Source organism: Rhizobium sp. BK313 (assembly GCF_014193655.1).
In the GTDB taxonomy this organism is placed as follows: domain Bacteria; phylum Pseudomonadota; class Alphaproteobacteria; order Rhizobiales; family Rhizobiaceae; genus Rhizobium.
In genome coordinates, this window is record NZ_JACHZQ010000001.1 from 172,066 (window position 1) to 187,277 (window position 15,212).

The following is a 15,212-nucleotide window of genomic DNA, read 5'->3' on the forward strand; positions in this document are numbered from 1 at the left end:
GCATGTTCTGGTCTTCCAAGCCGACGATAGATGCCGACGACGTCGAGTGGCAACTGTCCGCATGGGGATGGTTGCTCGACAATCTCGGCGGCGCGACCGCATTGAAGACATTCGCATCGAAATATCCAACGCACGCCGATTTTCCGAAATCGGGGCTGTCTGGGCACGAGCATGTGGCCTTCGTATTTTCGCAACTCTGCCAGTTGCTGAAACTGGACACCGGAGCCTTCGAACTACGCAGACAGGGTGAGGCGATTGATGCGCATGTCGGGCATCTGGCCGTGGTGAAGAACCTGCCCGGGCAAGCGGCGGGCACTTATCGTGCCGCCAACAATCGCCAGATTATCAGCTACGACCCCAAGATCGCCCGCGATCTTGGGGCATTGATCGCTGTTCTCGCTCATGAGCTTTGCCACTCCGTACTGCATTCCATTCCGACAAGGTCTGCCGACTGGAACAGCAATGAGGAATTCGTGACCGATCTGGCCACGGTCTTTTTCGGCTTTGGCATTTTCGGTGGCAATCAGTCGTTTCAATTCAGTCAGTTTCGAGATGTCGGCAGTGGTACGCAGGGGTGGTCGACCCGGCGTCTCGGCTATCTAACGCAGAACGAATGGGGCTTTGCCCTAGCCATCAGGGCCTTGCTGACGAACGAAGATGTGTCGCCGATCAGGAAACACGCCACCGCGGGGCTCTATGCCAGTTTCCAGAAGAATTGCCGTTACCTCGAAAAGAACCACGGTAAACTCGCTCAGTTGATTGCCGATCATTGACGCTTTTTTGAGCCGGGGCGCTCTTGGTCTTACAATGCCGACCTATAATGGTCGGACCGGCGGCGTTACTTTCTATCCCGTGCGGTGCTGCGGCGTTTTATCCTCGATTTATTGCGACGCGCCTAAATGCCCTGCGGTTTTTCGTAAGGCGTCCGAACTAATTCAGTATAATCAGAGACTTGTAATTGCCTATGCCAGAGTTGCTGCATACCCTTACGTTAGGTTCGCCTATGACGATCATTTTTAATGGTTCATAAGTTGGGAAACGCGACACATTTTAACTATTGCGTTAAAGACCTGGAAGAGCCTTCGCTTCTAACTGCTTTCTCGGAGCAAGGGCTGAGGAAGGTGAATCGCATGAAATGGTGGATTTCGCTGCAAGCCGAACATGGTAACTTTCAGCAACGCAGCGCGATCTTTACTTTCGCGCTTAAGATGTGTTTCCTCGCGGTCATTCTGTCGGTTGCGATCATCCTCCTCTTGATAGCCGTCCTGAAATGGTTGGAGCTTCTGCCGCTACCATTGCTGGATGCGATTCGCCTCGGCGTCCTGCTTGCGTGGTTTATCGGCGGCATCGTCTCTGGCCTTTTGGCGCTGCTGGCCGGCTATGCCATTCATAAGCTCGCCGTCTCTCGCGCCGAATTTGAGCGGCTGAGCCGTACCGATATGCTGTCCGGCCTGCTGAATCGTCGTGCCTTTACCGAGGCCCTGGACGAGGTGGCGGATAATGCCTCGCTGGTGATTTTTGATGTCGACCGGTTCAAGATGATCAATGACCGGTATGGACATGCCTCCGGCGATGCCGTCATCGTTGCCGTGTCGCAGATCTTTTCCAACCTTTTCGAAGGCAAGGATGCGGTTGCCCGCCTCGGCGGCGAAGAGTTCGGCGCCATCGTCCACGGCCGCGACATGGCCGAACGCATCGCCCGTATCGAGGGCGTGAAAACGCTGATTGCCAATCACGCTATTGCCGTCGAAGGCGGCGCGGTGAAGATTACGATTTCGGCGGGGATCGCCGACATATGGGGCGAGCGCAAGAAAGAGGTGGTCTATGCCGCTGCAGACAAGGCGCTTTATCTTGCCAAGGCGCTCGGCCGCAATCGTGTCGTTCATGAAAGTGAGTGGCAGAATCATGTCTGGCATCGCCGCATAATTGAAGGGGAGCAGGAGACTGCACGCGATTATGTGGAGCAACATCGCTACGGACAGGGGATATAGCTCTGCGAAACCGGCACTGGTCCTTGCGCGGAAAGTCGCTATTTTGCATGGTCTGACAAAGCTTTGAATTGGACAAGCCATGCAACGCGTCACTTCCTATCTGCCGGCCGGCACGCCGTCCTCCGACCCGATCCATCGTGTCGAGCTACCTCATGATCTCCGGCATCTGCGCCGCAAGCTGTTGCATCTCGAAAACGGCGAGATGGTAATGCTCGATCTGAAAGAGCCGGTCCTCTTCGCCAATGGCGACTTGCTGGTGCGCGAAGACGGCGAGCTGATCGAGATCGTTGCCGCTGCGGAAAAGCTGTTCGAGATTAAGCCGCGCGATCGCCGGCATTTGATCGAGCTTGCCTGGCACCTCGGCAATCGGCACCTCTCCGCACAGATCGAGGAAGACCGCATCCTCATTCTGCGCGACCATGTCATTCGCTCCATGCTCGAAGGTCTCGGCGCAACGGTGACGGAGGTCAGCGAAGCTTTCCAGCCGGCGCGCGGCGCCTACCATGCGCATGGCGGTCATTCGCACGGTCACGATCACAGGCATAATCATGATCATGGGCATGGGCACGACCATCACGATCATTCGCACGACTGAGCGTCGATGACCGGAGTTTCACCAACGGGGGATAAGGATCTGCAGGCGCTCTTGCGGCTGATGGCCTGGCTGTCGCCGGCTTTCCCCGTCGGTTCCTTCGCCTATTCGGGTGGCCTCGAACGGGCTGTCCATGACGGCTTGGTGCGGGATGTCACGAGCCTTCGGGAATGGATCGCGGCGTTGATCCGCCATGGCTCGGTCTGGAACGACGCCGTCTTGCTTGCAGAAGCACATGGCGCGGCGGAGGATGCCGCGCGGCTGGTTGAGACAGCCGAGCTTGCAGAAGCGCTGGCCGGTTCGAAGGAGCGCCACCAGGAAACCATGCTACTCGGCGAAGCCTTCCTCTCCGCCGCCGGCGCCTGGCCGCATCCGGTCTTTTCCATCCTGCCCGCGAAGACGGCCTATCCGGTGGCGGTTGGTGCGGTGGCTGGCGCGCATGGCATATCCCGGGAAAAAGCGGTCGCGGCCTTCCTGCATGCGCTGGCGTCGCAGATGCTGTCGGCCGGCATTCGGCTCGGAGTGACCGGACAGAAGGACGGCGTCGCGATCCTGGCGGCATTGGAGGATGTCATCGCCGAGGTCGCAAAGCGAGCTGCGCAATCGAGTCTCGATGATATCGGTGCGGCGACGGTGCAGGCCGATATAGCAAGCCTTCGTCATGAGACGCAGGGCACCCGGCTCTTTCGCTCCTGAGGGAAGGGCTCAAGCAAATGTTGCGGTCGAAGCAGATCCTACGTCATTCGCCGCTGTGCGAGACGCGTATGCTTCGCTATTCTATGACTTTATCGGAGTTTCGGGCATGAAATCGAGAAATGGACCTCTGCGCGTCGGCATTGGCGGCCCCGTCGGTTCGGGCAAGACGGCGCTGACGGAGAAGCTGTGCAAGGCAATGCGCGACGACTATTCCGTCGCGGTAGTGACCAATGATATCTACACGACCGAGGATGCCGAAGCGCTGGTGCGCATGCAGGCGCTTACGTCGGATCGCATCGTCGGCGTCGAAACCGGCGGCTGCCCACACACAGCCATTCGCGAGGATGCAACAATCAACCTGCAGGCCATCGCGGACCTCAACGAGCGGCTTCCCGATCTCGACGTCGTCTTCATCGAATCCGGCGGCGACAATCTGGCAGCGACCTTTTCGCCAGATCTTGCCGATATCACCATCTATGTGATTTCGGTCTGCCAGGGTGAGGAAATTCCGCGCAAGGGCGGTCCAGGTATCACCAAGTCCGATCTTCTCGTCATCAACAAGAAGGACCTCGCACCCTTCGTCGACGTTGATCTCGATGTCATGGACCGTGACGCGACGCGCATGCGCCAAGCCCGCCCCTTCGTGTTCTCCGACATGAAGCGGGGCGATGGTGTTGGAACGATCGTCGATTTCCTAAAGGAACAGGGCGGCCTGTAAGCCGCCCTGCCATCGTCACGTCCATTTAGTCAACTTGCCGCGTTTTACTCGGCGGCGAACGGCGGCAGTTTCAAGATATTCGTCTTGGCTTTTGCGCCGCGTTGAGGGGCGCTGTTGTTTTCCATGGCGTCAAGACGTTCTTCCAGTGCGGTGAGCGTCTTGCGATTTTCGTTGACGGCGGTTGCCAGTTTTTCCTTGGTCAGAACCTCGTCATCCACATCCTTCTTGCCGACGAGACGGCCGAAGAGCCAGGCAAGCAGGCGCGACAGATCGTCCATGATCAGGAAGAAGGACGGCACGACCACCAGACTGAGGACGGTGGAGACGATGATGCCGCCGATCACCGCAATCGCCATCGGTGCGCGGAACGAGCCGCCTTCGCCGACGCCAAGTGCGGATGGCAACATGCCGGCCGACATGGCGATAGAGGTCATGATGATTGGCCGAGCACGCTTGCGGCCGGCCTCGACCACGGCTTCCAACCGGGGCATGCCATGATGCATCATTTCGATCGCGAAATCGACGAGCAGAATGGCGTTCTTGGTGACGATACCCATCAGCATCAGAATGCCGATCATGACGGGCATGGACAGAGCATTGCCGGTCAAGATCAGCGCCAGCGCCACACCACCGATCGCCAGAGGCAGCGACAGCAGAATGGTGAAGGGCTGGATCACGTCCTTGAACAGCAGCACCAGCACGGTCAGCACCAGCAGCAGGCCTAGCAGCATGGCGTTGCCGAAGCTCTGCTGCATTTCCTTCTGGATCTTGGTGTCGCCGCTTTCAGCCAGATGGACACTGGCCGGAATTTTGGCATTGTTGACGATATTGAGAAAATGGCTCGAAGCCGTGTCCAGCGCCACACCCTGCGGCAGGTCTGCGCCGATCGCGACGACACGGTAACGGTTGTTACGCTTGATCGAAGACAGGCCTTCTGAATAGTCGATGTCTGCCACGCTCGACATTGGCACTGTGGTGCCCATGGCGGTCTTGATGCGCAATGCCCGGATCGCCGCAAGGTCGCGGCGCATACCAAGCGAAGCTTGAACGCGGATGGGAATCTGGCGGTCATCAAGCGAAATCTTGGCAAGCGAGGCGTCGATATCGCCGATGGTCGCCACGCGCACCGTGTCGGAAATCTGCTGCGGCGTGATGCCGAGGCGAGCTGCCTCGTCCTTGCGCGGATAGATTTGCAGCTCGGGCCGCGGCAGGGCGCCGTCGGCGCTGACATTGGCAAGTGCCGGATCGGTGCGCAGCTTGGCTTCGAGGATGCCGACCGCTTCGTTTAGATCTTTCTCGTCGCGGGATAGAAAGTTGTAGGTCAGGTCACGGTCGCCGCGGTCGTTGAGCTTGGTGATACGAACGTCGGGAATCGAGCGCAGCTTGGCGAAGACTTCCTTTTCGATCTCCCATTGCGGCCTGATGCGGCCATGGACGGCGACCTTCGGCAGATGGGGGCCGATGACGGGCAGCGAACCCAGCACATCGTTGACCAGCTTCTTGACGAGCGACTGATCGAGCTTGCCGAGTGTCAGCGTTACCGTCGCGCGACGCAATTCCAGATCGCCCTTGGGCGAGGCGCCGCCGAGGACGAAGACGCTCTCGACGCCGTCGATATCCTTGACGCGCCTATAAATTTCGTTGGTTGCCTGCTCGGTGTCATCGAGCCGGGCATTCGGCGGCAGTTCAGCCGACAGCACGATACGGGAGGCATCCTCCGGCGGGATGAAACTCCCGGGCACAAACATGATCAGCGCGAAAACCGAGGCGACGGAGAACGCAAAGGCGGCAAGCAATGTCGGATAGCGGGTATACCATCTCCTCGTCGTTACCCGAACCAGCCAGCTATAGCCGCGCATGAACCGGCCGTCATTGTCCTGATGGTCATCGACGGCATCCTCGGCGCGCATGAAATAAGCGGCCATCATCGGTGTGATCAAGCGTGCGACCAGCAGCGAGAAGAACACCGAAAAGGCGACCGTCAGACCGAACTGGATGAAATACTGGCCTGGAATGCCCGGCATGAAGGAGACCGGCACGAATACGGCAATGATGGTGAAGGTCGTCGCGATGACAGCGAGGCCGATTTCGTCGGCGGCATCGATCGCAGCGCGGTAGGGCGTCTTGCCCATCTTGATGTGGCGAGCAATGTTCTCGATCTCGACGATGGCGTCGTCGACAAGAATACCGGTCGCGAGCGTCAGCGCCAGGAAGCTGACGAGGTTCAGCGAGAAGCCGATCTGGTTCATGATCCAGAAAGTCGGGATTGCCGAAAGCGGCAGGGCGACAGCCGAAATCAGCGTCGCTCGCCAGTTCCTGAGGAACAGGAAGACGACGAGAACGGCGAGCAATGCGCCTTCCAGCAGCGTGTGCATCGCCGCTTCGTAGTTGCCGTATGTGTAGTAGACCGCGTCGTCGATCAGCTCGATCGAGACGCTCGGGTTCTCGGCACGCACCTTATCCAAGGTGTCGGCCACGGTCTTGGCGACGGTGACTTCGCTGGCACCCTTGGCACGGAACACGCCGAAGGTCACGACGGGCGTGCTGTTGAAACGCGAGAAGGACTTCGGCTCCTGATAGGTGTCCTTGATGAAGCCGAGATCGGAGAGCTTGACGAAGCGGCCGTTGGTCAATGCGATGGTGGTGTCGGCGAGTTGGGCGACATCGCGGGCGTCGCCAAGGACGCGGATCGCCTGTTCGCTGCCGGCCACCTGACCGCGACCGGAGCCGAGATCGATATTGGTGCCGCGCAACTGCTGGCTGACCGAAAGCGCGGTAATGCCGTAGGCGTTCAGCTTGTTCGGATCGAGTTCGATGCGCACTTCGCGGTCGGCGCCGCCGTAACGGTCAACGCGACCGATGCCGGCCTGGCCTTGCAGCGCACGCTTGACCGTATCGTCGACGAACCAGGACAGCTCCTCGAGTGTCATGTTCGGCGAGGAAACGGCGAAGCTCTGGATCGCCTGGCCTTCGACGTCGACCTTGGAAACGATCGGCTCATCGATGGTCGACGGCAGATTGCCGCGAATGCGGTCGATCGCGTCCTTCGTATCCTGAACGGCCTGCTCCGTCGGCACCTCCAAACGGAAGATGACAACGGTCTGCGACTGGCCGTCGGTGACCGTCGACTGGATCTCGTCAATGCCGTTGATGCCGGCGACGGCGTCTTCGACTTCCTTCGTCACCTGCATTTCGAGTTCGGCGGGCGAGGCGCCGCTCTGCGTCACGGTCACGTTGACGACCGGCACGTCGATATTCGGAAAACGGGTGATCGGCAGATTGAAGAAGGCGTGAGCGCCCACCACCATCAGCAGGAAAAAAGCCAGAAGCGGCGCGACCGGATTTCGGATGGACCAGGCGGAAAAGTTCATCTTGCCGTTCTCGCTCAGTTGGACGCTTGCGGCGCTTCTTTGACGGGTGTGATGTGATCACCGTCGCGGACATACGCGCCGGCTTTGGCGACGACTTCGTCACCATCCTTCAGGCCGTTGACGATTTCGACATAAGCGCCGTCCTGAATGCCGGTTTGGACATTGACGAATTTAACGACTCCACCTTCGACCTTGCGGGCGGAAGAGCCATTTTCGTCGCTGTTGACCGCCGTCAACGGCAGGGAGACACCCTGTGTCTCGCGGACGATGATCTCGGCGCTGCCATACATGCCCGCGCGAGCCTTTTGGTCGTCATCGATGGAGATGTGCACCGCCCCGAGGCGGGTGACCGCATCGACGATCGGCGCAACAAGGCGGACGGAGCCGGTTAGCTTTTCGCGGCTGCCGGAAAGCGAAATCAACGCCTTCTGGCCGAGGGTAATCTTTGTGATATCGCTCTCGGAAACATCGACCACCAGCTCCAGGTCGCTGTCGCGGATGATTGTGAACAGCGGATCGCCATTGCCGTTGGCGATGGCTCCCATGCGGGCGTTACGCGAGGCGACGGTGCCTGCGACGGGCGTTCTGACGCCGGTGCGGGCGAGTTTCAGGTCGGTATCGGCGATCTGGCTGTCGATGACCTTGAGATCGGCTTCGGCAACCGCAATTGCCTGTTCGGCCGAGGCCACGCGCGCCTTGTTGGCGGCAGCAGCAGCATTCGCTTGCTCGACCGATGAGGTCGAGACCGTGCCCTTGGCACCCATCGCGACGGCGCGGACGCGCTGCAATTCCGCCTCCTCCGCATTGGCATGCGCCTCGGTGAGCTGCGCTCGCAACTGGGCAAGCGTAGCTTGGCCCTTGGCCTTCGTCGCCTCCATCTGGCTCTTTTGCAGAACCAGCGCATCATCATTCAACGTGGCAAGCGTGCTGTTTGCCTCGACCTTGTCGCCGACATCGGCGTTGAGCGAACGGATGGACAGGCCATCCACCTGCGGCTGGATATAAACCTCTTCCACCGCTTTCACCGTGCCGGTGGCGACGACCTTGTCGGTCAGCTTGCGCGTCACGGCCTGCGTGACGACGATCGCGGGTAGGTTCTGCTTTGGCGCAGTGACGACAGGCTCCTCGGCAAGGGCCGCCGGCGCCGTCAGGAGAACAAGCAACATTGCGGTCGTGCTCAGAAATCTGTGCGGCGTGAAGGCCATGCGTTCAATTCCAGTTCGGTATTTTGTGTAAATGGATTTCGCTGTTTTCCGTCGCGAAAACGGGGGTCCATGCGTGCGGCCGGCTCTTCCCGGCGGATCAATATCCGTCTGTCATGCCTGCAAGTCCCTCATCTCATTTTGTCCCATTAGGTGGGAACGATTTCCAAATCCTGCAAGATCACGAGAAAATGATTTCTGTCGCTGTCGCCGCATAATTCTAATGTGCGTTGCACCACGAATCAATCACAGGTTCGTGATGCGTCCATTCAGAAGCTTGATCGACGCATGGCTTTTCAGGCAAACGCGGCGACAAAGCCAGCCTTTTATCGCCTCTGTTACAAAATGAAAAAAACGCGCGGAGGATGCACCCCGCGCGTTCCGTTGGTTTTTTTGGACGTCGGACCTATTTCAGCGCAGCGTCGGTGATCTCATGCGTATAGGCGCCAGTCGGCTTCTTGCTGATGATCTTCTGATCGAGAAGCGCTGCCACCGTGCGATCGTAGAGTGTTGGGTCGAGCTTGCCGCTGCCGATCAGCTTGGCGACTTCACCCATCATGCGCTTCTGGTGATTTTCGTCCTGGCCGCCATTGTCCATGACGATTTCGGCGGCTTCATCCGGATGCTCGACGGCGTATTTCCAGCCCTTCATCGAAGCGCGGACGAACTTGACCATATTGGCCTTGAACTTCGGGTCCTTCAGCTTGGTCTCGTTGACATAGAGGCCGTCTTCCAGAAGGTCGTTGCCGAGCTTGGTATAGTTGAAGACGATCAGGTCTTCCGGCTTGAAGCCGGCATCGACCGCCTGCCAGTATTCGTTATAGGTCATGACCGAGATGCAGTCGGCCTGTTTCTGGACGAGCGGCTGAACGTCGAAGCTCTGCTTCAGGACGGTGACGCCGTCCTTGCCGCCGTCAGTCTTCAGGCCGATCTTGTGCATCCAGGCGAAGAAGGGATACTCGTTGCCGAAGAACCAGACGCCGAGCGTATGGCCCTTGAAATCGGCTTCAGTCTTCACCGGGCCGTCCTTCGGGCAGATCAGCTCCAGGCCGGACTTGTCATAGGGCTGGGCGATGTTGATCAGCGGCACGCCCTTTTCGCGAGCAACCAGGGCGCCACCCATCCAGTCGACGATAACATCGGCGCCGCCGCCGGCGATTATCTGCTCCGGCGCGATATCCGGACCGCCCGGCTTGATGTCAACGTCGAGGCCTTCCTCCTTGTAGAAACCCTTATCCTTGGCGACGAAGTAGCCTCCGAACTGACCTTGCGCCACCCACTTGAGCTGCAGCGTCACCTTGTCGGCAGCCATCGCTGCCTGTGCTGCGGCCAGCGCCATTGCGCCCGCCATCAATCCAACCATCAGTTTTTTCATATTTTTTGTCCTTTTCCCTCTGAAGTTATGCCTTGATCCCTTGGCCGGAATCTTAGGCTACGTCTGTCCACCACGGAAAGACGGATGCCAGAATGTCGTCATCCTCTCCAGAATGGCGACGATACCGTAGAAGACGGACCCCGCAACCGCGGCGACTGCGATTTCCGCCCAGACCATGTCGACATTCATCCGGCCGATTTCGGTCGAGATGCGAAAGCCCATGCCCGACATAGGTGTGCCAAAGAACTCCGCCACGATGGCACCGATCAGGGCCAAGGTCGAGTTGATCTTTAGCGCATTGAAAATAAAGGGAGCTGCGGCCGGCAGGCGAAGCTTGAGCAGCGTCTGCGTATAGCTCGACGCGTAGGTGCGCATCAGGTCGCGCTCCATGTTGCCGGCGGCGGCAAGGCCGGCGACCGTGTTCACCAGCATCGGGAAGAAGGTCATGATGACGACGACGGCGGCCTTCGACTGCCAGTCGAAGCCGAACCACATGACCATGATCGGGGCGACGCCAATGATCGGCAATGCCGAGACCAGATTACCAATCGGCAGCAGGCCGTGACGGAGAAACGCGACGCGATCGGCAAGAATGGCTACGAGGAAGCCGCTGGCGCAGCCGATCATGTAGCCGATCAGTACCGATTTGAAGATCGTCTGCTGCACGTCGGTCCATAGGGTCGGGATGGAGCCGGCGATCCTCGCTCCGATGGCACCCGGTGGCGGCAAAAGGATGAAAGGGATGCCGGCGCCACGGGTCGCGGCTTCCCAGATGATCAATATCCAGGCGCCGAAGATCGCCGGAATCAGCAGCCGTAGGCCATAGTTGCCCGCAGCCGAGCGCGGCCGGATCGTGGACAGCACGGAGACGCAGCGCCAGGCGAGCAGCCAGGCGGCGGCGATTAGCAGGAAGAAGGATACGCGCGCATTGCCTTCGTTGCCGGTGATCCCCGAGAGCAGCAGCCATGCGGCTCCATGTGCGCCGATGAACAGGATTGTGGCCGATAAAGCCGGCGACAGATTGATGAAGGAAATCGCAGCGGCAGCGGCGATCAGCAACAGGATGAAGATCGTTACACCACCGGTAAAGGGAGCAACTGCGTCTGCTGTAAGCAGCGGCAGCATGGCAATTGCAGCGAGGCAGAGGAGAAGGGCGAGCAGGCCCTGCCAGGAAAAATGAATGCCCTTCATGCCGGCCGGCCTCCCATCGAGCGATCAACGATGCGGGCTACAATACTGACGATGGCGACAAGGATCGCCGCCAGCACCGAGCCGGCAACGAGCGCCGCCCAGATGTCGATTGTCTGGCTGTAATAGGAGCCCGCGAGCAGTTTTGCGCCGATGCCGGCAACGGCCCCGGTCGGCAATTCGCCGACAATGGCGCCGACAAGGCTCGCGGCAATCGCCACCTTCATCGAGGTGAAGAGGAAGGGGATCGACGCGGGGACGCGCAGCTTCCAGAAGGTCTGCGCAGCACTGGCATTGTAGGTGCGCATCAGGTCGAGATGCATGACCTCCGGCGAACGCAACCCTTTCACCATGCCGACAGCGACAGGGAAAAAGGAAAGATAGGTCGAAATCAATGCCTTGGGGATCAAGCCGGTAATGTCGACCGCGGCGAGGACGACGATGACCATCGGCGCAATGGCCAGGATCGGCACAGTCTGCGAGGCGATGATCCAAGGCATCAGGCTCCGGTCGAGCGCGACGACATGCACGATGCCGACGGCGATCAGGATGCCGAGCACGGTGCCGAAAGCGAAGCCGACCGCTGTGGAGGACAGCGTCACCCAGGCATTGTAAACGAGGCTGCGGTTGCTGGTCGGGGCTCTCAGAAAGGTGTTTTCGAAGACATTCTGTGCCACCTGATGTGGCGCCGGCAAGATGGGCTTCGGCTGCGCAAGCGTCTTGCCGATGAATTCCATCGTCGTGGAGGTGACGTTGGCGCGCCGATCAAGATCGCGCTGAAACGGGGTGTTGAGAATGATGGCGAAGGCGTACCACAGAACAAGAATCGCCAGCACGATGGTCGTAACCGGCACGAATTTGTGCTTGAAGAATTGCTGCTCCTCCATGGTCACGCCCCTCCTTCCGTGGGAAACAGCATCAGCGCCATCGCGACAATGCCGAGCCCGACGCCGGCTAGCTGTGGCAAGCTGAGCCGCTCGCCGAAGACGATGAAGGCAACGATATTGACGACCACGAGCTGGGCGATGGCGGAGGCGGAAATCGCAAGGCCCAGCCCGCCCTCGCGCATGAGCCGAACCATCATCAGATTGCCGACACAGTAGAGGCAGAGCGCCAGAATGAGGACCAATATGTTGTTGCTGGCGATATAAGCCCGCGAAGCGGTCGCGCCGCCGATGAAGATCGCCATGGCGCCGGTGAGCCAGAGGAGGAATTGCGGGTTCATGGTGTGATCCTATTCCTCATAGCTATGTCCCGCCCTCAGTCCTTCGCGGACACGATGGGCGATTTCCAGGAATTCAGGGGTTTCGCGAATGCCCAGCGGGCGTTCGAGTGGAAGGGTGGATTCGATGACGTCGGTGACGCGGCCGGGACGAGGCGACATGACGACGATCTTGGTGGAGAGATAAACCGCCTCCGGGATCGAGTGCGTCACGAAACAGATAGTTTTGTTCGTTCGCTTCCAGAGTTTTAGCAGCTCTTCGTTGAGATGATCGCGGACGATCTCGTCGAGTGCACCGAAGGGCTCGTCCATCAGCAGAAGGTCAGCGTCGAAGGCGAGCGCACGGGCGATCGAGGCGCGCTGCTGCATGCCACCGGAGAGCTGCCATGGATATTTGTGCGCAAAGCCCGTGAGGTTGACGAGGTCCAGCGTCTGCGCAATGCGCTTGGCCTGATCAGTCCTGGCATAGCCCATGATCTCCAGCGGCAGGGCGATATTCTTTTCGATCGTGCGCCAGGGATAAAGGGCAGGCGCCTGAAAGACATAGCCATAGGCGCGGGCGGTGCGCGCCTCCTCGGGGGTCATGCCATTGACGGTGATGTCGCCGGAGGTCTTGCGCTCGAGATCGGCTATGACGCGCAGAAACGTGGTCTTGCCGCAGCCGGACGGGCCGATGAAGGAGACGAAATCGCCCTTCCGCACGTCGAGATCGACATTGCTCAGCGCATGCACCGGCCCGTCATTTGTCTCGTAGGTGAGGCAGAGGTCTCGCGCGGAGACGACGGAGGGAGCGGATGACGTCATTAACACCTACCAGTCATGTTTTGGCCGCGCAGTCGTGGCGGATTGCGTGTTATTCTACACGGCATCGCGGTGGTTTTAGAACCTGAGGATGCCGCAGAGCTATCGAATTTTACGGAGGAATGGCATGAGCGTTTCATCGAAGCCCACCTGCCGCATCGTGCAGCCCGGCGGTACCTATGCCGGGAAACAAGGCTTCAACTACTTCGAGGGTATCGCCGCAGAGACAGTCGGTTCGACCGGTATTTGCATGCATGTTCTGACAATACCGCCCGGCGGACGAGCGAAGGCGCATATGCATGCCTCGCATGAAACGGCGATCTATGCGCTGTCCGGCGAGACGCATTGCTGGTTCGGCGATCAATTGGAAGAGCATGTTGTCGTTCACGCCGGCGAGATGTTCTACATTCCGGCCGGCGTTCCACATCTGCCTGCCAATCTCAGCGATCAGCCGGCGACAGCCATCATCGCCCGCACCGATCCGAACGAACAGGAAAGTGTTGTCCTGTTGCCGGATCTGGAGCGGTATGTGCCGTTGTGAGCCGATGGACCGGAACGCCGTTGCCAAGCGTTACACCCCGCTGGCCGGGATGCCGCTGCGCTGAACCTTGCGCGGCGCCGTGACGTCTTTCCAGGCCGAGAGCGCGCGGTTGACGGCGGTGAAAGGCTCGCGCTTGACGAACTCGCCATGGCCCTGCTGCGTCTTGACCGTGCTTTCCTCGATGGCAACCACGCCGCGGGTCAGCGTATAGCGCGGCAGGCCCGTCACTTGCTTGCCTTCGAAGACATTGTAATCGATCGCCGACTGCTGCGTCTTGGCGGCGATGGTCTTCGAACGCTTCGGATCCCAGACGACGATATCGGCATCGGCACCGACGAGGATCGCACCCTTCTTCGGATAGACGTTGAGGATCTTGGCGATGTTGGTCGACGTCACCGCGACGAACTCGTTCATGGTCAGACGGCCGGTGTTGACACCATGGGTCCAGAGCATCGGCATGCGGTCTTCGAGGCCTCCGGTACCATTCGGGATCTTGGTGAAGTCGCCAAGGCCAAAGCGTTTCTGTTCGGTCGTGAAGGCGCAATGGTCGGTGGCGACCACCTGCAGCGAACCGGAGGCGAGGCCGGCCCAGAGGCTGTCCTGATGCTGCTTGTTGCGGAAGGGCGGCGACATGACGCGGCGGGCGGCATGGTCCCAATCGGCATTGGCATATTCGCTCTCATCGAGCGTCAGGTGCTGGATCAGCGGTTCGCCATAGACGCGCATGCCCTTCTGACGGGCGCGACGGATGGCTTCGTGTGCCTGTTCGCAGGAGGTATGAACGATATAAACCGGGCTGCCGGCCATATCGGCGATCATGATGGCGCGGTTCGTCGCTTCGCCTTCGACTTCGGCGGGGCGGGAATAGGCGTGCGCTTCCGGGCCGTTATTGCCTTCAGCAAGCAGTTTCGCTTGCATCTGCGCCACCACGTCGCCGTTCTCGGCGTGGACGAGGGGCAGCGCGCCGAGTTCGGCGCAGCGCTGGAAGGAGGAGAACATCTCGTCGTCATCCACCATCAGCGCCCCCTTATAGGCCATGAAGTGCTTGAAGGTGTTGATGCCCTTGTCGCGGACGACGGTTTCCATCTCGTTGAAGACCTGCTCGCTCCACCAGGTGATCGCCATGTGGAAGGAGTAGTCGCAGTTCGCCCGCGTCGATTTGTTGTCCCACATTGTCAGTGCTTCGAGCAGCGACTGGCCGGGTGAGGGGAGCGCAAAATCCACCACCATCGTCGTGCCGCCGGCAAGCGCTGCCCGCGTGCCACTCTCGAAATCGTCGGAGGAATAGGTGCCCATGAACGGCATTTCGAGATGCGTATGCGGATCGATGCCGCCCGGCATGACATAGCAGCCCGTGGCATCGAGCACTTCATTGCCGGACAGGTTCTGCCCGATCTCGACGATCTTGCCGCCTTCGACCTTGACGTCGGCCTTATAGGTCAGATCGGCCGTGACGATGGTTCCACCCTTGATGACTGTGCTCATGGCGTCTGCTCCCGATGTGTGAAATTCTGT

General features: G+C 59.7%; 14 protein-coding genes. 6 read left to right on the forward strand and 8 right to left on the reverse strand.

Translation table 11 applies throughout. The annotated features are described in order from the left end of the window. Positions 1-2 precede the first annotated feature (2 nt). The 5 genes from FHT86_RS00785 (at position 3) to ureG (ending at position 3,997) form a co-directional block, all read left to right on the forward strand. Complete coding sequence (locus FHT86_RS00785) at positions 3-773, forward strand: hypothetical protein (protein WP_133704968.1); 771 nt, start codon at positions 3-5, stop codon at positions 771-773. 357 nt (positions 774-1,130) lie between these two features. Then, on the forward strand, positions 1,131-1,991 hold the full coding sequence (locus tag FHT86_RS00790; protein WP_133704969.1) for a GGDEF domain-containing protein: 861 nt from the start codon (positions 1,131-1,133) through the stop codon (positions 1,989-1,991). Between the two features lie 79 nt (positions 1,992-2,070). Further along, complete coding sequence (gene ureE, locus FHT86_RS00795; RefSeq protein WP_133704970.1) at positions 2,071-2,586, forward strand: urease accessory protein UreE; 516 nt, start codon at positions 2,071-2,073, stop codon at positions 2,584-2,586. 6 nt (positions 2,587-2,592) lie between these two features. Further along, the gene (locus tag FHT86_RS00800; RefSeq protein WP_133704971.1) at positions 2,593-3,279 is read left to right on the forward strand and encodes an urease accessory protein UreF; all 687 of its coding nucleotides are present in this window, start codon (positions 2,593-2,595) and stop codon (positions 3,277-3,279) included. 106 nt (positions 3,280-3,385) lie between these two features. After that, complete coding sequence (ureG, locus tag FHT86_RS00805) at positions 3,386-3,997, forward strand: urease accessory protein UreG (RefSeq protein WP_133704972.1); 612 nt, start codon at positions 3,386-3,388, stop codon at positions 3,995-3,997. Between the two features lie 44 nt (positions 3,998-4,041). Here the strand turns inward: ureG and FHT86_RS00810 are convergent, their stop codons facing one another. From FHT86_RS00810 to FHT86_RS00840, 7 genes are all read right to left on the reverse strand, one after another. After that, positions 4,042-7,368 carry an efflux RND transporter permease subunit gene (locus FHT86_RS00810; RefSeq protein ID WP_133704973.1) on the reverse strand — a complete coding sequence of 1,109 codons (3,327 nt, stop codon included), beginning with the start codon at positions 7,366-7,368 and terminating at the stop codon, positions 4,042-4,044. Positions 7,369-7,382: 14 nt separating this feature from the next. Continuing rightward, entirely contained in the window at positions 7,383-8,534 is a 1,152-nt protein-coding gene (locus FHT86_RS00815) for an efflux RND transporter periplasmic adaptor subunit (protein ID WP_246779435.1), read from the reverse strand. Between the two features lie 442 nt (positions 8,535-8,976). Further along, the gene (locus FHT86_RS00820) at positions 8,977-9,945 is read right to left on the reverse strand and encodes an ABC transporter substrate-binding protein (protein WP_133704975.1); all 969 of its coding nucleotides are present in this window, start codon (positions 9,943-9,945) and stop codon (positions 8,977-8,979) included. A 57-nt stretch (positions 9,946-10,002) separates the two neighbouring features. Then, positions 10,003-11,136 carry an ABC transporter permease gene (locus FHT86_RS00825; RefSeq protein ID WP_133704976.1) on the reverse strand — a complete coding sequence of 378 codons (1,134 nt, stop codon included), beginning with the start codon at positions 11,134-11,136 and terminating at the stop codon, positions 10,003-10,005. Further along, positions 11,133-12,020 (reverse strand): ABC transporter permease, encoded by an 888-nt coding sequence (locus FHT86_RS00830; RefSeq protein ID WP_133704977.1) that lies wholly within the window; start codon positions 12,018-12,020, stop codon positions 11,133-11,135. The genes FHT86_RS00825 and FHT86_RS00830 overlap by 4 nt, the downstream gene beginning before the upstream one ends. A gap of 2 nt (positions 12,021-12,022) precedes the next feature. Beyond that, positions 12,023-12,358 (reverse strand): hypothetical protein, encoded by a 336-nt coding sequence (locus FHT86_RS00835; RefSeq protein WP_133704978.1) that lies wholly within the window; start codon positions 12,356-12,358, stop codon positions 12,023-12,025. 9 nt (positions 12,359-12,367) lie between these two features. Next, positions 12,368-13,159, reverse strand: a complete 792-nt coding sequence (locus FHT86_RS00840) for an ABC transporter ATP-binding protein (protein WP_133704979.1) — start codon at positions 13,157-13,159, stop codon at positions 12,368-12,370. Positions 13,160-13,283: 124 nt separating this feature from the next. Between FHT86_RS00840 and FHT86_RS00845 the strand changes: the two genes are divergently transcribed. Then, complete coding sequence (locus FHT86_RS00845) at positions 13,284-13,697, forward strand: cupin domain-containing protein (protein WP_133704980.1); 414 nt, start codon at positions 13,284-13,286, stop codon at positions 13,695-13,697. 30 nt (positions 13,698-13,727) lie between these two features. Here FHT86_RS00845 and hydA read toward each other — a convergent pair whose 3' ends face one another. Next, the gene (gene hydA, locus FHT86_RS00850; RefSeq protein WP_133704981.1) at positions 13,728-15,182 is read right to left on the reverse strand and encodes a dihydropyrimidinase; all 1,455 of its coding nucleotides are present in this window, start codon (positions 15,180-15,182) and stop codon (positions 13,728-13,730) included. Positions 15,183-15,212 lie beyond the last annotated feature (30 nt).